The organism is Streptococcus jiangnanensis (genome assembly GCF_040888325.1).
In the GTDB taxonomy this organism is placed as follows: domain Bacteria; phylum Bacillota; class Bacilli; order Lactobacillales; family Streptococcaceae; genus Streptococcus; species Streptococcus jiangnanensis.
In genome coordinates this window covers 513,759-531,755 of the sequence record NZ_JBFNFF010000001.1, presented here as the reverse complement: position 1 = coordinate 531,755, position 17,997 = coordinate 513,759, and the positions used below count along the sequence as shown (strand labels likewise).

General features: G+C 40.3%; 20 protein-coding genes and 3 pseudogenes. 3 read left to right on the top strand and 20 right to left on the bottom strand.

All coding sequences use genetic code 11. The annotated features are described in order from the left end of the window. Window positions 1-67: 67 nt before the first annotated feature. Window positions 68-1,150 (top strand): M24 family metallopeptidase, encoded by a 1,083-nt coding sequence (locus AB2B49_RS02430; RefSeq protein WP_320691886.1) that lies wholly within the window; start codon window positions 68-70, stop codon window positions 1,148-1,150. A gap of 59 nt (window positions 1,151-1,209) precedes the next feature. On the opposite strand, the pseudogene AB2B49_RS02425 reads toward AB2B49_RS02430, so the two are convergent. The 20 genes and pseudogenes from AB2B49_RS02425 to AB2B49_RS02325 form a co-directional block, all read right to left on the bottom strand. Beyond that, window positions 1,210-1,503, bottom strand: a pseudogene (locus tag AB2B49_RS02425) (IS30 family transposase); the annotation flags it as partial. A 57-nt stretch (window positions 1,504-1,560) separates the two neighbouring features. Then, window positions 1,561-1,990 (bottom strand): annotated as a pseudogene (locus tag AB2B49_RS02420) (IS30 family transposase); the annotation flags it as partial. After that, window positions 1,963-2,749 (bottom strand): annotated as a pseudogene (locus AB2B49_RS09225) (IS30 family transposase); the annotation flags it as partial. The pseudogenes AB2B49_RS09225 and AB2B49_RS02420, both read right to left, overlap by 28 nt. Before the next feature lie 386 nt (window positions 2,750-3,135). Beyond that, entirely contained in the window at window positions 3,136-3,606 is a 471-nt protein-coding gene (locus AB2B49_RS02405; protein WP_076984399.1) for an ECF transporter S component, read from the bottom strand. Then, complete coding sequence (locus tag AB2B49_RS02400) at window positions 3,584-4,357, bottom strand: bifunctional hydroxymethylpyrimidine kinase/phosphomethylpyrimidine kinase (RefSeq protein WP_076984398.1); 774 nt, start codon at window positions 4,355-4,357, stop codon at window positions 3,584-3,586. The genes AB2B49_RS02405 and AB2B49_RS02400 overlap by 23 nt, the downstream gene beginning before the upstream one ends. Next, entirely contained in the window at window positions 4,347-5,096 is a 750-nt protein-coding gene (gene truA / locus AB2B49_RS02395; protein ID WP_320691885.1) for a tRNA pseudouridine(38-40) synthase TruA, read from the bottom strand. The genes AB2B49_RS02400 and truA overlap by 11 nt, the downstream gene beginning before the upstream one ends. 97 nt (window positions 5,097-5,193) lie before the next feature. After that, complete coding sequence (locus AB2B49_RS02390) at window positions 5,194-6,345, bottom strand: MFS transporter (RefSeq protein WP_076984396.1); 1,152 nt, start codon at window positions 6,343-6,345, stop codon at window positions 5,194-5,196. A 112-nt stretch (window positions 6,346-6,457) separates the two neighbouring features. Continuing rightward, on the bottom strand, window positions 6,458-7,081 hold the full coding sequence (locus AB2B49_RS02385; protein ID WP_000775204.1) for a Pr6Pr family membrane protein: 624 nt from the start codon (window positions 7,079-7,081) through the stop codon (window positions 6,458-6,460). A gap of 2 nt (window positions 7,082-7,083) precedes the next feature. Next, window positions 7,084-7,422, bottom strand: a complete 339-nt coding sequence (locus tag AB2B49_RS02380; protein WP_001061600.1) for a zinc ribbon domain-containing protein YjdM — start codon at window positions 7,420-7,422, stop codon at window positions 7,084-7,086. 209 nt (window positions 7,423-7,631) lie between these two features. Continuing rightward, window positions 7,632-8,150, bottom strand: coding sequence for a Dps family protein (locus AB2B49_RS02375; RefSeq protein ID WP_049505238.1), 519 nt, complete (start codon window positions 8,148-8,150; stop codon window positions 7,632-7,634). Between the two features lie 189 nt (window positions 8,151-8,339). Then, complete coding sequence (tpiA, locus tag AB2B49_RS02370; RefSeq protein ID WP_049505239.1) at window positions 8,340-9,098, bottom strand: triose-phosphate isomerase; 759 nt, start codon at window positions 9,096-9,098, stop codon at window positions 8,340-8,342. A gap of 96 nt (window positions 9,099-9,194) precedes the next feature. Then, a complete protein-coding gene (locus AB2B49_RS02365; RefSeq protein ID WP_049505240.1) occupies window positions 9,195-9,872 on the bottom strand; it encodes a DnaD domain-containing protein in 678 nt (225 codons plus the stop codon). Between the two features lie 8 nt (window positions 9,873-9,880). Beyond that, window positions 9,881-10,825 carry a homoserine O-acetyltransferase MetA gene (gene metA, locus AB2B49_RS02360; RefSeq protein WP_001122729.1) on the bottom strand — a complete coding sequence of 315 codons (945 nt, stop codon included), beginning with the start codon at window positions 10,823-10,825 and terminating at the stop codon, window positions 9,881-9,883. Between the two features lie 186 nt (window positions 10,826-11,011). Further along, window positions 11,012-11,524 (bottom strand): adenine phosphoribosyltransferase, encoded by a 513-nt coding sequence (locus AB2B49_RS02355; RefSeq protein ID WP_001049316.1) that lies wholly within the window; start codon window positions 11,522-11,524, stop codon window positions 11,012-11,014. An 86-nt stretch (window positions 11,525-11,610) separates the two neighbouring features. After that, window positions 11,611-12,369 carry a class I SAM-dependent methyltransferase gene (locus AB2B49_RS02350; protein ID WP_001287239.1) on the bottom strand — a complete coding sequence of 253 codons (759 nt, stop codon included), beginning with the start codon at window positions 12,367-12,369 and terminating at the stop codon, window positions 11,611-11,613. Between the two features lie 483 nt (window positions 12,370-12,852). Further along, window positions 12,853-13,542 (bottom strand): 50S ribosomal protein L1, encoded by a 690-nt coding sequence (gene rplA / locus AB2B49_RS02345; RefSeq protein ID WP_001085675.1) that lies wholly within the window; start codon window positions 13,540-13,542, stop codon window positions 12,853-12,855. A gap of 97 nt (window positions 13,543-13,639) precedes the next feature. Then, entirely contained in the window at window positions 13,640-14,065 is a 426-nt protein-coding gene (rplK, locus tag AB2B49_RS02340) for a 50S ribosomal protein L11 (RefSeq protein WP_001085808.1), read from the bottom strand. Window positions 14,066-14,187: 122 nt separating this feature from the next. After that, window positions 14,188-14,904, bottom strand: coding sequence for an LD-carboxypeptidase LdcB/DacB (gene ldcB, locus AB2B49_RS02335; protein WP_049505241.1), 717 nt, complete (start codon window positions 14,902-14,904; stop codon window positions 14,188-14,190). A 17-nt stretch (window positions 14,905-14,921) separates the two neighbouring features. Then, the gene (locus AB2B49_RS02330) at window positions 14,922-15,383 is read right to left on the bottom strand and encodes an HIT family protein (protein WP_049505242.1); all 462 of its coding nucleotides are present in this window, start codon (window positions 15,381-15,383) and stop codon (window positions 14,922-14,924) included. Window position 15,384: 1 nt separating this feature from the next. After that, window positions 15,385-16,422 (bottom strand): M42 family metallopeptidase, encoded by a 1,038-nt coding sequence (locus AB2B49_RS02325; RefSeq protein ID WP_049505243.1) that lies wholly within the window; start codon window positions 16,420-16,422, stop codon window positions 15,385-15,387. A 139-nt stretch (window positions 16,423-16,561) separates the two neighbouring features. Between AB2B49_RS02325 and AB2B49_RS02320 the strand changes: the two genes are divergently transcribed. Both AB2B49_RS02320 and AB2B49_RS02315 read left to right on the top strand, forming a co-directional pair. Next, window positions 16,562-17,113, top strand: coding sequence for a DUF1307 domain-containing protein (locus AB2B49_RS02320; RefSeq protein ID WP_049505244.1), 552 nt, complete (start codon window positions 16,562-16,564; stop codon window positions 17,111-17,113). Window positions 17,114-17,431: 318 nt separating this feature from the next. Further along, entirely contained in the window at window positions 17,432-17,983 is a 552-nt protein-coding gene (locus tag AB2B49_RS02315; RefSeq protein ID WP_000861107.1) for a DUF1307 domain-containing protein, read from the top strand. The last annotated feature ends 14 nt before the right edge of the window (window positions 17,984-17,997 follow it).

Below are 17,997 nucleotides of genomic sequence, written 5' to 3'. Positions count from 1 at the left end.
TTTACCCTTCTCCCTTGCATTTTCTCTCATTTTTTGCCAAAATAGAGGGGTAGAAAGAAGGTAGCATATGTCTAAATTACAACAAATCGTAACATATCTTGAATCAGAAAAACTAGACGTCGCTGTCGTATCTGACCCCGTCACTATTAATTACCTCACTGGCTTTTACAGTGATCCCCATGAACGCCAAATGTTCCTCTTTGTTCTAGCAGATCAGGAACCTCTCCTCTTTGTCCCAGCTCTTGAAGTAGAACGTGCAAGTAGCACCGTTTCCTTCCCAGTTGTGGGCTATGTGGATTCTGAAAATCCATGGCAAAAAATCAAAAACGCTTTGCCGCAGCACGACTTCAAACGTGTTGCTGTTGAGTTTGACAACCTCATCTTAACCAAGTATCATGGTTTGAAAACTGTCTTTGAGACTGCCGAGTTTGAAAACCTCACTCCTCGCATCCAACGCATGCGCCTCATCAAATCAGCTGATGAAGTGCAAAAAATGATGGTTGCAGGTATCTATGCTGATAAGGCTGTAAAAGTTGGTTTTGACAATATTTCTCTTGATAAAACTGAGACAGATATCATTGCCCAAATCGACTTTGCCATGAAAGGTGAAGGCTATGAAATGAGCTTTGATACCATGGTCTTGACTGGCGATAACGCTGCAAATCCACATGGAATTCCTGGTGCAAACAAAGTTGAAAAGGACGCCCTTCTCCTCTTTGACCTCGGTGTCATGGTTAATGGCTACGCCTCAGATATGACTCGTACGGTCGCTGTCGGTAAACCAGATCAATTCAAAAAAGATATCTACAACTTGACTCTTGAAGCCCAACAAGCTGCCCTTGACTTTATCAAGCCAGGTGTGACTGCACATGAAGTGGACCGCGCTGCCCGTGAAGTCATCGAGAAAGCTGGTTATGGAGAGTACTTCAACCACCGTCTCGGTCACGGTATCGGTATGGATGTCCACGAATTCCCTTCTATCATGGAAGGAAACGACATGGTCATCGAAGAAGGTATGTGCTTCTCTGTTGAACCTGGTATCTATATCCCTGGTAAAGTTGGTGTTCGTATCGAGGACTGCGGTGTTGTCACTAAGGAAGGGTTTGACCTCTTTACCAGCACCAGCAAGGACTTGCTTTATTTTGATTAAACTAGACAAACAAAAAGTCAGCTCAAATAGCTGACTTTTTTATTTCCTAAATTGTCAAATTAAGCTAGACTTTTCAAGTAACTCAGAAAAACTTGGTAAGGTGATTGATAATTCAATGATTTTCTAGGAATTCTATTTCTTTTATCAGCTATAGCTGATAAATAATTTTGAGAAATATTAGTAAAATCCATTTGTTTCGGTAATCCATTTCGTCTTAATAAGCCATTAGAATGTTCATTGAGATCTCGTTGACCAGGACATCCTAGATTCGCAAAGAAAATATCAATGTCATGTGCATTCGAAATAGATTTCCAATTAGAAAATTCTTTCCCACAATCAAACGTTATCGACTTAANTCCCATCTGGGTCTGTGACTTCTAGCTCTTGGGAGCTAATCCTAAATTGTCAAATTAAGCTAGACTTTTCAAGTAACTCAGAAAAACTTGGTAGGGTGATTGATAATTCAATGATTTTCTAGGAATTCTATTTCTTTTATCAGCTATAGCTGATAAATAATTTTGAGAAATATTAGTAAAATCCATTTGTTTCGGTAATCCATTTCGTCTTAATAAGCCATTAGAATGTTCATTGAGATCTCGTTGACCAGGACATCCTAGATTCGCAAAGAAAATATCAATGTCATGTGCATTCGAAATAGATTTCCAATTAGAAAATTCTTTCCCACAATCAAACGTTATCGATTTAAAGAGATGACTGGGAACTTGAGACAACCATTGATTGATTGATGGAGGCCTCAATATCACTTGCTTTCCGTCCATTGGTTTTCAATGTGATGATGGCTTTTGAGANTCCATTTGTTTCGGTAATCCATTTCGTCTTAATAAGCCATTAGAATGTTCATTGAGACCTCGTTGACCAGGACATCCTGGATCCGCAAAGAAAATATCAATGTCATGTGCATTCGAAATAGATTTCCAATTAGAAAATTCTTTCCCACAATCAAACGTTATCGACTTAAAGAGATGACTGGGAACTTGAGACAACCATTGATTGATGGAGGCCTCAATATCACTTGCTTTCCGTCCATTGGTTTTCAGTGTGATGATGGCTTTTGAGAGGCGTTCTACTAAGGTAATGACTGCACTTTTGTGTTTCTCTCCCNTTAATAAGCCATTAGAATGTTCATTGAGACCTCGTTGACCAGGACATCCTGGATCCGCAAAGAAAATATCAATGTCATGTGCATTCGAAATAGATTTCCAATTAGAAAATTCTTTCCCACAATCAAACGTTATCGACTTAAAGAGATGACTGGGAACTTGAGACAACCATTGATTGATGGAGGCCTCAATATCACTTGCTTTCCGTCCATTGGTTTTCAATGTGATGATGGCTTTTGAGAGGCGTTCTACTAAGGTAATGACTGCACTTTTGTGTTTTATCCTACAATTGTATCCCCTTCTAGATGACCGAATTCCGTCTTAAAATTAGGTTAACTGTCTACTCTCTCACGTAAATCTCTGCGCAACGCTTGTTTTCCTCGTTTTTCGCTATGACCATTTGGGTTTTTTTTGCCTTTCCAAGGTAGATCCTCTTTCTTTAGAATACACGGTCTGCTAGTCGATAGAGAGTTCTCATAGAACAAGAAATCCTATCTGGATAAACTCCCTTAATGACATCAAGGATCCAGCTTAGATCTAAATGAGTTTGAATAAAGTCTTTTTCTGCTTGCGTAAGACTTGTTTTATTCCTGCCACAGCGTTTCTTATTGACTTTATATCGCTTATAGTAATCATAAGCAGAGTGTCTCTTTCAGATAGTTGATGACATTGTAGATTGTCTGTTTTGATCTGCCAAATGAAGTCACAATATTTGAAACTTTTATGTTTTCTTGATAGTAAGCCTCTATCATTACAAGCTCGTTTGTGGTAAGATGAGTATAGGTCATTTATGTTAGCTCCTTTCAGACAAATGTGGTGTTTATCTGAGCCTAACATAGATGGCTTTTTCTGTCTAGCTTAATTTTACAAATTGGGCTTTATCTTCTTAACGCTCTGAAAGACTACAAATCCCACAACCATTCCCAAGGTGTTTTGCAGGAAGTTTGGAAGGATTTCTGGCAAGGCTGCTGACCAGCCATTCATTAGAGTTGAGCCCAGAGCGTAGCCACTTACCATGACGATAGTAGCTAAGACTAAGCCCAACCATTGCCATTTCCCTTTAAAACCTGCAAAATAACCTTGCAAGCCATGGTTTAACAAGCTAAAGAACATCCACTGTGGAAAGCCTGATAAAAGGTCAAGCAGAAAAGCTGCTAGTCCTCCAACGACAGCTCCTTCTTTACTGCCAAAGTAAAAAGCAGTAAAGAAAATACCTGCGTCCAAGAGAGTCAATATTCCTGTTGGCGTTCCAATTTTCAAGTAATAACCTAGAACTACTGAAAGAGCGGTTAGAAGAGATACAAGTGCGATTTTAGTTGTTTTGGTTTGCTTCATATTGTCTTACTCCATATTGATCTGCTTGTGCAATGGCACGGTAAACGAAAGCTTTCGAGCTCTCTACTGCTGGTAAAAGTTCATCCCCTTTAACCAAGTGACTGGCGATGCTTGAGGCAAAGGTACATCCTGCACCAGCATTTTGGCCTTGAATGACTGGGTTTTCTAGAACAGTGAAAGTTTGTCCATCATAAAAGACATCCACTGCCTTGTCCTGACTGAGGCGATTGCCTCCCTTGATAATGACTGCTGGCGCTCCTAAATCATGCAATTTCTGAACTGCAGCCTTCATATCTTCCAAAGTTTTAATTTCCTGACCAGCTAACAATTCTGCTTCAGGAAGATTTGGCGTAATCACACTGACATGAGGGAAAAAGCGAATCAACTCTTGACAGAGTTCACTGACAGCTACATCGTGAGTTTCTTTGCAGACCAAGACAGGGTCCAATACCACAGGCACTCCTGGACGTTGCTTGATAAAGTCCAATGCTTTCTCAGCCACACTGACAGTAGGGAGAAGGCCAATCTTAATCCCTGCAAACTCCACATCACGCAAACTATCCAACTCATGTTGGAAAATAGTATCATCCGTAGGAAAGACTTCAAAGCCCTTTTCGGTCAAAGCCGTCAAACAAGTCACTGCAACAAAGCCATGCAAGCCGTTTAAGGTATAGGTGGCCAAATCAGCTGACAAACCACCACCACTAAAAATATCATTCCCAGAAAGGGCTAAAATACGATTATTCTTCATAACGAATCTCCTTTAAATACAAGCCATTTGGTGCCGCCGTTGGACCTGCAAGTTGCCTGTCCTTCTTCTCCAAAATCAAGTCAATCTGCTCAACTGGCATTCGATTATTTCCGATTTTGAGCAGCGTCCCCACCATATTGCGAATCTGCTTATACAAGAAACCATTTCCTGAAAAGGTAAAGGTCAAAAACTGCCCTGTCTCATCAACACTAAGACTGGCTTCTGTAATGGTACGAACCTTGTCCTCTACACTGGTTCCAGATGCTGTAAAACCGGTAAAATCGTGGGTTCCTTCTAGCTTTTTGATTGCCATCTGCATCCGCTCCACGTCGAGCGGATAAGGAAAGTGGGTAGCGTAGTGACGGCGCATGGGATTTTTAGGACGCCCCCTATCTACTATAAACTCATAGGTCTTGCTGTGCTTGGCATAACGGCAATGAAAATCATCTGCCACAATCTCAATCGAAATCACATCGATATCTTCTGGAGATTGGGTATCCAGAGCAAAACGGAGTTTTTCCTCATCCATCTGATAGGGCAGATCAAAATGAATGACCTGTCCCAGAGCATGGACCCCACTATCCGTCCTACCAGCACCATGAACAGCGATGGCTTGCCCCTTATTGAGTCTTATTAAGGTTTTCTCAATTTCCTCTTGCACGCTCCGCGCATAAGGCTGGCGCTGAAAACCAGCAAAGGCATAACCATCATAGGAAATAGTTGCTTTATATCTTGTCATAACTTCTATTTTATCAGGAAATAAAAGTGTAAACAAGTTTAAAAACCAATAATTGTCTGGGTACAAATTTCAAAAAGAAAAACTTAGGAAATTAATCCTAAGCTCTCTTTTGAAGTGCGTACATAACAAAGATAGAAGTGACAATCAACCAGCAGCCTAGAATGGTGAAGACCAACATACCGTTTTGAGTCACCAAGCCAATCGCCCCAAGAATGAAAGGTGTCGTAAAGGCTCCAAAGCTGCATCCTAGCACTGCAAAAGATGTTGCTTGATTAAGGAGCTTAGCTGGGATTCTTTCAGAAAGAAGCTGAAAGACAGTGGTCAAGGCCACACTATAAGAAAAACCTGCCACAACACTTCCAACCACCATCACACCCAATGACGGAGATAAGGCAATCACAATCTGCCCCAATCCAAAGGTAATACCTGACCAAAGGAGCAACCTTTCTTTAAACAGAGAGATAAAGAAAGAAAAACTCACACCTGCCAAGATACCAATCAACTGCATGATACTTAAAACCAAGCTCGATAACTGGGCATCCCCTAGACCTCTTTCCACCATCAGACTAGGAATACGAATGGTGATAGCTGTGTTGGTGCAGACAACAACTGCTGCTTCGACAGCTAATAGAAAAATTAATCCTTTCATCTTTCCTGTCAAACGAGTCGTTTCGGCCTCTTTTTTCTTTGTTTCTTTCTTTTCTTTCCCATAAGGGACAAAGAGCAGATAAAGAATCAATACTAAAAATCCCGCACTGTAGGCCAAGAAGGTCACTGTCCATCCCAAGGATAAGAGTTGACCTACCACTAGAGTCAAAATCGATGCCCCGACAACTTCTGCTGATCCGCGAAGACCCAACATCTGGATCCGTGTCTTTCCATGATAGCGTTCGCTAATGATGGAAATGGCCTTGGCATTAATCATTCCAACACCCAAGCCAAATAAAATCCGCATCGCAAAGACAAAGTTGTACTCCTGATACCAGAAAGGGGCAGTTCCACCGATAGAAAGGATGAGAAGTCCTAGACTAATCTGAAGTCGCTCAGGAAATAACCGCTCCAAAAACCCATTTAAAACCAGCATAATCATGATTCCAAAAGAAGGAAGACTGACCAGGAGCTCGATTTGTTCTTTGGGGTATCCTTGATAGTAGTCAAACATGGCTGGCAGAGCACTTGAGATGGAGAAGGAGGTAATCAAAACGAGGGAGAGGGCCAAAATACTAGCCCGTTCTAAATATTGTTTCATGAATTTTCTTTCTGTATATTTCTCACTGTTGATCCTTTTAAAAGGAAGATGGCAAGAAAAGAAGGAGCCCGATTGAACTAGAGACTCCGTCCTAACTTTCCTAATAGGAAGACTATTTTCGCTTGATTTGCTTGATCAGATAGAAGATGAAGCCTGCAACCATATACGCTGCAAAAATGATCAAACACCATTTGATAACCACGTCCCAACCCTTGTTCACATTTAAAAAGAAATAAGGGAAGGGATTGTCCTTGGAATTCGGAATATTGAGTTTTAAGACCAGGCCGTTAAACAAGGCAAAAATCATATAAACTAAGGGCAAGATGGTCCACAAGACTGGATCCCAGATCTTGTATTGACCCCGTTTATCAAAGAAGAGGGTGTCGGCTAAAAACCAGAGTGGAACGATATAGTGGCAAAGGAAATTTTCCACACGGTAAAAGTCTGTCGCGATCGGAGCAAGCATAAAATGGTAAATCACACAGGTAATCATGATACTCATGGTAACGCCACCCTTGAGACGAAGCAAGGTCGGACTTTGCCAATTTTCACCTGAACGGCTCATCACACGGAGCAGATAGCCAGTGAAAATCGTTACCAAAAGATTGGACAACACTGTGTAGTAAAGGAGCATACCAAAGCCACCGTGCTTGGTAATCTCCAAATAAACTCCTGTAAATGCTGCTAAGAACAAGAGCACACGGCTATAAAAGATAAATTTATAATTCAGTTTCATGGCTAGATTTTCTTAACAAATTCTGATTTGAGTTTCATAGCTCCAAAACCATCAATCTTACAGTCGATGTTGTGGTCACCTTCTACGATACGGATATTTTTAACACGAGTTCCTTGTTTCAAATCCTTTGGCGCACCTTTTACTTTCAAGTCCTTGATAAGGGTCACAGTATCGCCGTCAGCCAGTTTATTTCCATTGGCATCGATAGCAACTACACCTTCTTCTACTTCTGCAACTTCTGCAGGATTCCACTCATAGGCACACTCTGGGCAGACCAAGAGACTTCCGTCTTCGTAGACATATTCTGAATTACATTTTGGGCAATTTGGTAAGTTGTTCATAAGTCCTCCTTAAACTAACAATTATTCTTTAAAATTCATATGTTATTGAACAGCAACTATTATACCGTAAAATCCTACTTTTGACAATGTGTCCTAAGTCCAGCAAACAAAAAAATCATGCAACTGTTTACAGTTACATGACTTTTAAAAGATGATTGGTCATGGGCACTTATCAAGCACCTCATGATAAAAGGGGTAGCAACTATATCTTACAGACCAGGAGCTTGTCCAAGTTCTGCTGTAAGCATCCAAACTGTTTTCTCAAGTTCAGCCTTAGCCCCAACAAAGATATCGTTTGTAACATCATCACCTTCTTCATCAGTTACATCCAAAGCTTTTTGGAAAAGAGTGATGAGGTAGCGATAAATTGCTAGAACACGTTCCAAGCTTTCTTCAACGTTACGGAATTCTCCTTCTTCTTCTTCGATTTCACTGTGTTGAAGGAACTCTGTCAAAGTTGAGTAAGGTTTGCCACTAAGAGTGATCAAACGTTCACTGATTTCGTCAAGATAGCCATCAAGGCTGTCCATGTATTCATCCATTTTTGGATGCCATACGAGGAAACCACGACCACGCATATACCAGTGAACTTGGTGAAGGGCAATGTGAGCCACATACAAGTCTGCTACTGCTTGGTTCAATACTTCCTTTGTTTTTGCCAATGCTACTGGCGCTGTTTTAGATAATGTTGTTACGTCTTTTACTGCTTCTTTTTTCAATTCAACCATGTTGATCACCTCATAATATTATTTTTGCAACCATATTTATTGATTACTATCTCAGTATACTACTCCTAGTAGACAAAAGCAAGAAAATTAACCCATATTAAAAAAGTTGTAATAGACTGATAATTTAAGAAAAATATATGACCTCTATAAAAAAAGACAGTCTTAGAAGACTGTCTGGAATAACTTAAATTATTTTACAAAATCAAGCAATGCCAAGAAGCTTTCAGCTTCAAGTGACGCACCACCTACAAGGGCACCGTCAACGTCTGGGCAAGCCATGTATGAAGCAACGTTTTCAGGTTTAACAGAACCACCGTATTGAACACGAACTTTTTCTGCAACTTCTTGACCAAAGTCAGCAGCTACAACGTCGCGAACAACTTTACACATTTTTTGTGCATCGTCTTGTGAAGCTGATTTACCAGTACCGATAGCCCAGATTGGCTCATAAGCGATAACGGATGCAGCAACTTGTTCTGCAGTCAATCCAGCAAGAGCAGCTGAAACTTGAGCACCTACGAATTCAGCAGCTTTACCAGCTTCGTAAGTTTCAAGTGACTCACCACAACAGATGATTGGAAGCATACCGTTTGCAAAGATTGCTTTTGCTTTTTTGTTGATATCTTCGTCAGTTTCATGGAAGTAGTCACGACGTTCTGAGTGACCGATAACAACGTAGTCAGTACCGATTTCTTTCAAAACTTGTGGGCTTGTTTCACCAGTGAACGCACCTGCATTTTCAAAGTAGCAGTTTTGAGCAGCAACTTTAAGGTTTGAACCTTTAGCAGCAGCAAGAACAGCTGTCAAATCAACTGCAGGAGCTGCGATACCTGCTTCAACAAGGTCTGATGAAGGAAGTTTTGATGCAACGGCCTCAACGAATGCTTTTGCTTCTTCTGGATTTTTGTTCATTTTCCAGTTACCAGCGATAAATGGTTTACGTGACATTTCACATACCTCTTTTTTCATTTTATTCACTATTATTCTATCATATTTATAAGGAGCTTGCAAACCTTACTCTAATTTTCAAGATTTTTCAAGCGGCTAATCTTGCCACAAATTCATGGCATCGAGGAAATCAGCCGAAGCCTGAACTTGTTTGGGATTGTTGGCTTCTCGCTCTGCTCGTTTGGCCTCTACTTGGGCAACAGACTGGATGCCTTCATGGCGCCAGTTTCGTAGGATTGCCTGAATATATTTCCAGTTTGGCTTGCCATTGAGAACAGCCTCTCGGAGAGCTTCCTTGATCAAATCCGCCTTAACTCCGTCTTCTTTGACAGTCTTAGAAAGGTCTTCGATTTCAAATGGTGTTAATAAGCGTCCCAATTCCTGCTGAAAAGTTTCAACCAGATCCTTCAACTGATTCTGCGGGTTTGGGGCTGTTGTAGCTGGAGTTTGGCTGTCTAGCAAGCTATCCAAGCGTTCAAAAGCCAAACTAGCATCAAAGATGAGCTCAATTTCCCCATTTAGTTCAATGGTCCGATATTGTAGCAAACCATTTTCAGTCAAATTTGAAATGGATTGGTTGACATCTGCAACCTCTTTCCCAATGATTTCAGCAATCTGACTAGGTGAAACATCTCCTAGGGCTGTGGTATTTTGTAAATAGAAAAATTGCCAGACGAGAAAATCTTCGCTGGAAGGAAAGAGTTCCTTAAAATGCAAGAGCAGGGCACTTGGTAAAACCAAGTTCCCTGATTTAAAAGCGTCAAAATATGTCATAATTCCTCTTATAGATATCCAAATGCAGCCGCATCATCCTCTACCTTTCTCCAGTCAAAAGGGGTTTCTTGATAAACTGCATAGTTTACCCAATTGCTGAAAAAGAGGGCAGCTGATGAAGACCAACAGAGACAGGGCGTCTCATTTACATCATCATTTTTAAAGTAGTTCTCTGGGATATGAGGGTCGAGTCCCGCCTCATAATCACGAAAATACTCTCTTGCCAAAGTGTCACGATCGTACTCCAAATGACCAAAACTATAAATCTCACGCAAATCTCGACTAGCTAGGATAGAAACCCCAACCTCAGGACCTTCTGACAGAATCTCCAGATTGGTCTTGTTTAAGATTTCTTCTTTTAAAATCTCTGTATGACGAGAATGAGGAGCTACATAGCGATCATCAAAACCTCTAAAAAGAAGGTGCCCTTCTTTCAAGGTGTCCTGTGGATAAATGCCTGATAGTTTCCGATCCATCTGGTGCTTTTCAACGCCATAGCGAACATAAAGACCTGCTTGTGCTCCCCAACAGATATGGAGGGTTGAAAAAACATGCGTCTTGGACCATTCGATGACCTGTTTGAATTCCTCCCAGTAGTCCACCTCTTCAAAAGGCAAATGCTCGACTGGTGCTCCTGTAATAATCATTCCATCAAAAAAGTCATCCTTGACCTCTGGAAAGGTCTTATAGAAGGTTTCCATATGTTCGGCACGAGTTGTCTTGGAACGATGTGTTTCCATATATAAGAAATCAATATCTAATTGCAAAGGGGTATTAGCCAAATGCCGTAAGAGTTGCGTTTCTGTTACCATCTTTTGAGGCATGAGATTTAAAATCAAAATCTTCAAGGGGCGAATATCCTGATGAGCGGCCCGTTGGTCGTCCATAACAAAGATATTTTCTGTCCTTAAAATCTCCACAGCTGGTAATTTTTTATCAATGCGAATCGGCATAATACCCTCCTAACAGTTCTCTATTTCGGGAATGATCTTGTCTGTTTGAAAGTAAAAACCTCCAAATACTTCTTCCCTTTATTATACTGTATGAAGATATAGTTTTCAATTATAGTTTTTCTCTAACTAGCTATAGTTAATTTATATAGCAGATGAAGAGAAAACAGCCCCAAGGACTGTTTTTCATTAATAATGCATAAGTACCTTGTAATCGTAATCTCCGATTTTTTCACGGCCTTTAAGCTCATCCAACTCAATCAAGAAAGCACAACCGGCTACAACTCCACCAAGTCTTTCAATCATCTCAATCGTTGCCTTGACAGTTCCGCCTGTTGCCAAAAGATCATCTACGATGAGAACACGTTGGCCTGGCTTGATCGCATCAGCATGCATGGTCAAGGTATCAATACCGTACTCTTTCTCATAGTCAGCAGAAATCACTTCACGTGGTAATTTCCCTGGTTTACGAACAGGTGCAAAGCCAATTCCCAACTCAAAAGCAACTGGGCAGCCAACAATAAATCCACGAGCCTCTGGACCCACGATCATGTCGATTTTTTTATCGGTTGCATACTGAACAATTTCACGAACAGCGTAGCTATATGCATTTCCATCTGCCATCAAAGGGCTGATATCACGGAAGGTGATGCCTTCTTTAGGATAGTTTTCAATCGTTGCGATATAATCTTTTAAATTCATCTTTTTCTTTCTTTCAAAGTTTTTTACTCTCTATTATAGCATATTTTTTAAGAAAGAAAAAAGGAAAAGTTAACTTCAATAATTATCTAACGATTTGACGATTTATAACTAGCCATAGCAATAAAGCCCAATTTCTGTTTATTCTTAGCAAACATTTTATACATAGTTAAAAACTGCTTTCTATTCTCCTTTTTACAAGCATTTACGCAAATTTTCAAAGTTCCTAGCCAACCTTCGTCATAAATCATACCTGATAATTTCATTAATGTCATTTCACCAGTCAATATTTTCACATCACGATAACCTGATTCTATCATCACCTGTTCCCAACCATCTTGAGTTAAAGGACCTACATTTACATGAATTGCTTGTGACAATTCCTGTCTGACAGACTCTTTAGCTTCCTTAAGAAGCACATCATGTGTCAAAAGAAGACCTTCAGGTTTTAAAACCCTTAGATACTCCATTACACATTTTTTCTTAGCTTGATCGGCTTGCATAGTCAGCATAGCTTCATTTATAACAATATCAAAACTAGCATCTCCATAAGGAAGTTTCATTGCATTTGCTCTTTCAAATCTGATCAAATGACCAACACCTGCCGTTTCAGCAGATTTTTTAGCCACTTCTAAGGCTTGTCCATCCATATCAACAGCAGTTATCTTACAACCAAAACGCTGTGCCAACTCAATTGCTGTAGTTCCCCTATTGCACGCAACTTCTAGTATTCTCTTTTCTTTTGAAAATCCTCCTTCCGCAATCAACCAATCTGTAGCACGTTTTCCACCTGGACGTAAGCGTTTTTTCCCCAGTTTTGCTAAAAACTTATGACCTGCTTCTGACATTTGAACACCTCTATTTTTTCTTCATTATAACATAAAATTATATTATCTGACAATTCTAATCTATTATTTGATAAACTAGAATCAAAAGCATACAAACTGCCATGACTATAGCATAAATCTATTAATCACCCCTCAAGTTCGAATTCAATTGCTCACGTAGTTTACGCATATAGGTTACGGCTACATATTTGTACTTTAGAGTTGCTGGCCTCCTTATCCGCTATATACGCTTTACTATCACATGCCTATTCGTATAGCCAAGATTTCTCTATCTCTTTCTCTGTCGATTCTTATTTCCAACGTCAGACTTAAACAGTCTATCCTAATGCCGTTCGATCAGCTACTCACAATAGTCAGGCTTGGGAATCACTTTTGGGTTTACTAGTATATGGTAGCCACAGAGGACTTACACCTCAGATGAACGGAATGCTCGTTGTACCTAAAAAACGAGCACATTCGTACTCGTTTTTAAAAATCTGTTAATTAAAGTGAGTTTACATCAACCTTGATACCAACACCTTGAGTAGTTGTGATTGTCAAGTTTGTTACGTAAGTTCCTTTAGCTGTAGCTGGTTTTGCTTTTTGAATTGTTTCGTTGAAAGCTTTGAAGTTTTCAACCAATTTTTCAGCTTCAAATGATACTTTACCGATGATTGCTTGAACGTTACCTGCACGGTCAGCACGGTAAGTGATTTTACCACCTTTAGACTCTTCAACTGCTTTAGCAACATCCATTGTTACAGTACCAGTTTTAGGGTTTGGCATCAAGTTACGTGGTCCAAGGACACGTCCAAGACGTCCAACAAGAGCCATCATGTCAGGTGTAGCGATAACTACGTCGAAGTCCAACCAACCGTCGTTGATTTTCGCAACAAGGTCATCTTCACCAACAAAGTCTGCACCAGCAGCTTTTGCTTCTTCAGCTTTTGCACCACGTGCGAAAACAAGAACGCGTGAAGTTTTACCAGTACCGTTTGGCAATACCATTGCGCCACGGATTTGTTGGTCAGCTTTTTTAACGTCGATGTTCAAGTTGTAAGCAACTTCTACAGTTGCGTCAAATTTTGCAAAGTTAGTTTCTTTTGCAAGTGCTACAGCTTCTTCTACACTGTATGCTTTTGTGCTGTCGATTTTTTCAAGAGCAGCACGAAGTTGTTTGCTTTTTTTAGCCATTTTCTATTCTCCTTGTAAGTGGTTCAATCGATTTTCATCTCCCACGTCACTTCTCGAAATGATGAAGTCTTGCGGGTTATATTGGGGGTGTTATTGATTAGTCAACAACAGTGAATCCCATAGAACGAGCAGTACCTTCGATCATACGCATTGCAGACTCAATGTTTGCTGCGTTCAAATCTGGCATCTTAGTTTCTGCAATTTCTTGTACTTGTGCACGAGTAACTGTAGCAACTTTAGTTTTGTTAGGTGTACCTGATCCTTTTTCAACACCTGCAGCTTTTTTCAAAAGAACAGCAGCTGGTGGTGTTTTTGTAACGAAAGTAAATGATTTGTCTTCGTATACTGAGATAACAACTGGAATGATCATACCAGCTTGGTCAGCTGTACGAGCGTTGAACTCTTTTGTGAATCCCATGATGTTGATACCAGCTTGACCAAGAGCAGGTCCAACTGGTGGAGCTGGTGTAGCTTTACCAGCAGGGATTTGCAATTTTACAAGTTTTTCGACTTTTTTAGCCATTTTTAAATCCTCCTTTGTGGTTTTGGCGGTAATTAGAGATTTTTACCTCCCACAAGTATGCTTTACACATACCTTTCCATTATACACTATTTATCTAAAAATGCAAGAGAAAACTTTCGTTTTTAATCGACGTAATCTCCGCCTTCAAAGCCATAGTACTCTTCCAAACTGAGACCACTTGCAGCAATTTCTTTGGCTTCTTTTCCGACGTAGCGAAGATGCCATTCTTCCGCCATGTAGCCAGTCTCTTTTTCCTTGCCTTTGAGATAGCGAACAACAAAGCCATAGTCAGCCGCATGATCCAAGAGCCACTGGGCCGCCTTTTCTTCAGTAACTAAATCTCCATCTGTCCCAATAAGGTCAAATGCAAGACCTGTTTGGTGTTCACTATAACCTGGGCGAGCTGAGTAGCGATCAGCAGCTTCCTTACCATCTTGATTCACATAGTCTTGATAAAGTTTGGTTTGAGTTTCATAACTTCTAAAACCACTGTAGTGATCGCTGATTGGGTAGCCAGCCGCTTGCATTGCTGCAATGAGCTTCAGCAACTCTGCTTTAGCTGTTGGATTTTCTCCTGGATTATAGTCTTTTGACAAAGGATAGTGCTTATTAGCTATGACGATTTCATCGTACTTCCCTTGAATACTATAGTAGTCTCCCTTATTGACAACTTCTGCCTTCTTCTGACTAGAGGCTTGGGATTTGCTTCCTACAGTTCCTTCCGGTTGACTGCTTTGCTCCGTCTTTTGAGTATTTTCTTCAACTTTGGTTTTTTCTTGCGAACAAGCTGCAAGAGTCAATGCTAGTAAACCAGATAAAATGACATATCTTTTTTTCATTTCTTTCTTCCTCTCTCTTAGGCCAAATGCTTCTCCAATTCATGAGATAAGATTTTAATCATCTCTTCCAGCTCTGGCGATTGTACTTGGCAATCTTCTGCCGCCATTTCTTCCCAGGGCACCCACCAGACTGGCCCACGGCCATTCAATCCATGACTCTTCATATCACCTGCTCTTCGCGGAAAAAGATGCCAATGAGCGTGGGCATCTCCATTTCCTAGGAGTTCAATATTCATCTTTTCAGCTTTAAACGCTTTGGCAACAGATTCTTGGACCAAACTCATTTCCTCTAGAAAACGCAGTTTTTCAGAAGTCTCCATATGGTGAAGTTCTGTGACATGCTCTTTTGCTAGAAATAAGGTATAGCCCTTAAAGTATTGATGGTCTCCAATGACAACATAGCCTGTTTCTAGTTCTTTTACAAAGTAAGGATTTTCCCCTGCCTTGATCCATTCAATTCTTTGACAAATCAAGCACATATTAGTCTACCAATGCACTCTTGAGATAGGCATCAACCATACGCTCAGTCGCCACGACCGAATCAATGTGTGTTCGTTCGTAAGAGTGACTGGATTCAATACCAGCTCCAAGGAGGGCATGCTTAACCTCTGCTCCTGCTGACATAGCTGCGGAAGCATCCGAACCGTAAAATGGATAAATGTCGAGCTTAAATGGAATATCTTGCTCCTTCGCCAAAGCTACTAAATGTTGACGGAAGTCATAGTGATAGGGACCTGAAGCGTCCTTGACACAGATAGAAACTGTATACTCATCCGTCTGCTGGTCATCTCCCATTGCCCCCATATCGACAGCTAGATATTCCACCACTTGAGTTGGAATATTGGAGTTAGCACCGTGGCCCACCTCTTCGAAGACTGAAAAAGCAAAATGAGTTGTTACTGGCAATGCAATCCCCTCTTCCTTATAAACACGAAGAAGATTGAGCAAAATTGCTGCGCTGACCTTGTCATCCAAGTGGCGAGACTTAATAAAACCAGTCTCTGTCACGACAGTTCGCGGGTCAAAACTGATAAAGTCGCCAACCTCGATGCCCAAGGCGCGCGTTTCCTTTTCATTGGTTACTTTTTCGTCCAAACGCACTTCCATATTGTCCTGAGTGCGTTCAGCAGTTCCTGCATCTTTGTAGACATGGCAAGAAGTCTGGTGGATGAGGATGGTTCCAGATACCGTTTGACCTGTGCTAGCCACATGAACGGTACAGTTTTCTCCCTCAATCATGTTCCAAGGGAAACCACCGATACGATCTAATTTGAGACGGCCATCTGGTTTGACTGCACGGACAATAGCACCCAGCGTATCCACATGGGCAGTCACATAGCGGTGTTGGTCATCATTTTGACCTTTAATAGTAACATTGACACCACCCTTGGCTGTACGAACAGGCTGGTAACCAAGCTCTTCTAAAGTATGGACTAGATAGTCTGAGATCTCACGAGTAAATCCTGTTGGAGATGCAATAGCGGTTAGTTCTTTGATATAGTTTATAGTCTGATTCATTTCTTCACCTCTTTCCTACCATTATAACATTTTTCTAGTCAGACTCCTTCTCAAAAGGAGAAAAACTGTGTTTAGTTGCTTTCACTATAGATCCATGTTATAATACAAATACTTTGATTATGAAAGGAAAGTAAAAAATATGAAATCATACTTTAAAGTATCACTAGCCCTTGTGGCTTCACTTGTCCTCCTGCTCGGATGTTCCAAACAAGCATCAACACCTACCAACAGCAGTACCAAAGAAGACACAACAACTCAGTCAAGTGAGAGCAAACAAAGCAGCCAACAATCATCTGAAAAGAAAGAAACAACTAAGACACATACCTTTGTAAACAAAAATAATTCTGGAATCACTTCTACCTTGGTTTATACTGTAGAAGGCGACAATGTTATCAAGCAATCAGCTAATAACATTGCTGATCCTGAAATCCTTGGTGCAACTCCAGAAGATGTCAAGAGTTTTATCGAAGAAAAGTACAAAGGTTATAATGGACTCAAAGGTGTTAAACAAACGATTGAAATCAAAGATGGAAAAGTTGTTCAAGATCTAGAAGTTGACTTCTCAGTTGCAAGCATTAGCGAACTTAGAAAAGCACTTCCTGAAGAATATTCTGGTATCGGTAATCGTGTCAGTTTCTCAAATTCTAAAAAAGCACTGGAAAAAATGGGATTCACAGAGAAGACGAACTAATCTCCCAAAATTTCATATAGACTAGTGTAGGTCCACCCCAAAAGTTAGACACAACTCTGACTCTTGGGGTATTTTGTTACATCCCTAACCGATGAGTTCAATAGATTCCTCCAAATCCCATAAAAAGTGCATTTAAAACTTCACACCCTTATAAAGCCATATGATAAAAGATTTTTGAAACAAATAGAGACAAAACTTTAATCGTCAGACTAGTTTCTGTTCATTGTCATGTCAAGTCAGATGAGAGGGGAGGTCTAGTTGATTTTGTAGTAGAATCATGTTATAATACAAAATACTTTGATTATGAAAGGAAATTCTATGAAAACTTATGTTAAAACTTCACTAGCCCTAGTGACTTCACTTGTCCTCCTGCTTGGATGTTCCAAACAAGCTTCTACACCTGCTAGCAGCAGTACCAAAGAAGACACAACAACTCAGTCAAGCGAGACCAAACAAAGCAGTCAACAATCATCTGAAAAGAAAGATGAGACAAAAAACTACATTTTTGTTCACAATAGCAATCCCGGAAGAACTTCTACCTTGACATACACTGTTAAGGGGGATGATGTTGTAAAACAAGAAGTCTATAATGTTTTTGACCCTGAAATACTGGACAAGTCAGCAGAAGAGATTAAAGAACTTATCGTGAAAACTTATAAAAAGGAGGAAGGACTTAAAGGCATTACACAAAATATCGAATTCAAAGATGGAAAAGTCATCCATAGCATGGAGGTTGACATGACTGTTGTGAATCTCGAAGAGATGAAAAAAGCAATGCCAAATGAAGTTTCTGGCTCTGGAAGCCGTGTAAGTTTTCTAAAAACTAGAAAAATGCTTAAAGAGGCTGGTTATATTGAACAAACCAACTAATGAGTCGTGCTCAT

Excerpts from the sequence above, each read along its gene's own strand:
- AB2B49_RS02430 (WP_320691886.1), top strand. The coding sequence starts at position 68 with ATGTCTAAATTACAACAAATCGTAACATATCTTGAATCAGAAAAACTA.
- AB2B49_RS02405 (WP_076984399.1), bottom strand. The coding sequence starts at position 3,606 with ATGAAGCAAACCAAAACAACTAAAATCGCACTTGTATCTCTTCTAACC.
- AB2B49_RS02400 (WP_076984398.1), bottom strand. The coding sequence starts at position 4,357 with ATGAAGAATAATCGTATTTTAGCCCTTTCTGGGAATGATATTTTTAGT.
- truA (WP_320691885.1), bottom strand. The coding sequence starts at position 5,096 with ATGACAAGATATAAAGCAACTATTTCCTATGATGGTTATGCCTTTGCT.
- AB2B49_RS02390 (WP_076984396.1), bottom strand. The coding sequence starts at position 6,345 with ATGAAACAATATTTAGAACGGGCTAGTATTTTGGCCCTCTCCCTCGTT.
- AB2B49_RS02385 (WP_000775204.1), bottom strand. The coding sequence starts at position 7,081 with ATGAAACTGAATTATAAATTTATCTTTTATAGCCGTGTGCTCTTGTTC.
- AB2B49_RS02380 (WP_001061600.1), bottom strand. The coding sequence starts at position 7,422 with ATGAACAACTTACCAAATTGCCCAAAATGTAATTCAGAATATGTCTAC.
- AB2B49_RS02375 (WP_049505238.1), bottom strand. The coding sequence starts at position 8,150 with ATGGTTGAATTGAAAAAAGAAGCAGTAAAAGACGTAACAACATTATCT.
- tpiA (WP_049505239.1), bottom strand. The coding sequence starts at position 9,098 with ATGTCACGTAAACCATTTATCGCTGGTAACTGGAAAATGAACAAAAAT.
- AB2B49_RS02365 (WP_049505240.1), bottom strand. The coding sequence starts at position 9,872 with ATGACATATTTTGACGCTTTTAAATCAGGGAACTTGGTTTTACCAAGT.
- metA (WP_001122729.1), bottom strand. The coding sequence starts at position 10,825 with ATGCCGATTCGCATTGATAAAAAATTACCAGCTGTGGAGATTTTAAGG.
- AB2B49_RS02355 (WP_001049316.1), bottom strand. The coding sequence starts at position 11,524 with ATGAATTTAAAAGATTATATCGCAACGATTGAAAACTATCCTAAAGAA.
- AB2B49_RS02350 (WP_001287239.1), bottom strand. The coding sequence starts at position 12,369 with ATGTCAGAAGCAGGTCATAAGTTTTTAGCAAAACTGGGGAAAAAACGC.
- rplA (WP_001085675.1), bottom strand. The coding sequence starts at position 13,542 with ATGGCTAAAAAAAGCAAACAACTTCGTGCTGCTCTTGAAAAAATCGAC.
- rplK (WP_001085808.1), bottom strand. The coding sequence starts at position 14,065 with ATGGCTAAAAAAGTCGAAAAACTTGTAAAATTGCAAATCCCTGCTGGT.
- ldcB (WP_049505241.1), bottom strand. The coding sequence starts at position 14,904 with ATGAAAAAAAGATATGTCATTTTATCTGGTTTACTAGCATTGACTCTT.
- AB2B49_RS02330 (WP_049505242.1), bottom strand. The coding sequence starts at position 15,383 with ATGTGCTTGATTTGTCAAAGAATTGAATGGATCAAGGCAGGGGAAAAT.
- AB2B49_RS02325 (WP_049505243.1), bottom strand. The coding sequence starts at position 16,422 with ATGAATCAGACTATAAACTATATCAAAGAACTAACCGCTATTGCATCT.
- AB2B49_RS02320 (WP_049505244.1), top strand. The coding sequence starts at position 16,562 with ATGAAATCATACTTTAAAGTATCACTAGCCCTTGTGGCTTCACTTGTC.
- AB2B49_RS02315 (WP_000861107.1), top strand. The coding sequence starts at position 17,432 with ATGAAAACTTATGTTAAAACTTCACTAGCCCTAGTGACTTCACTTGTC.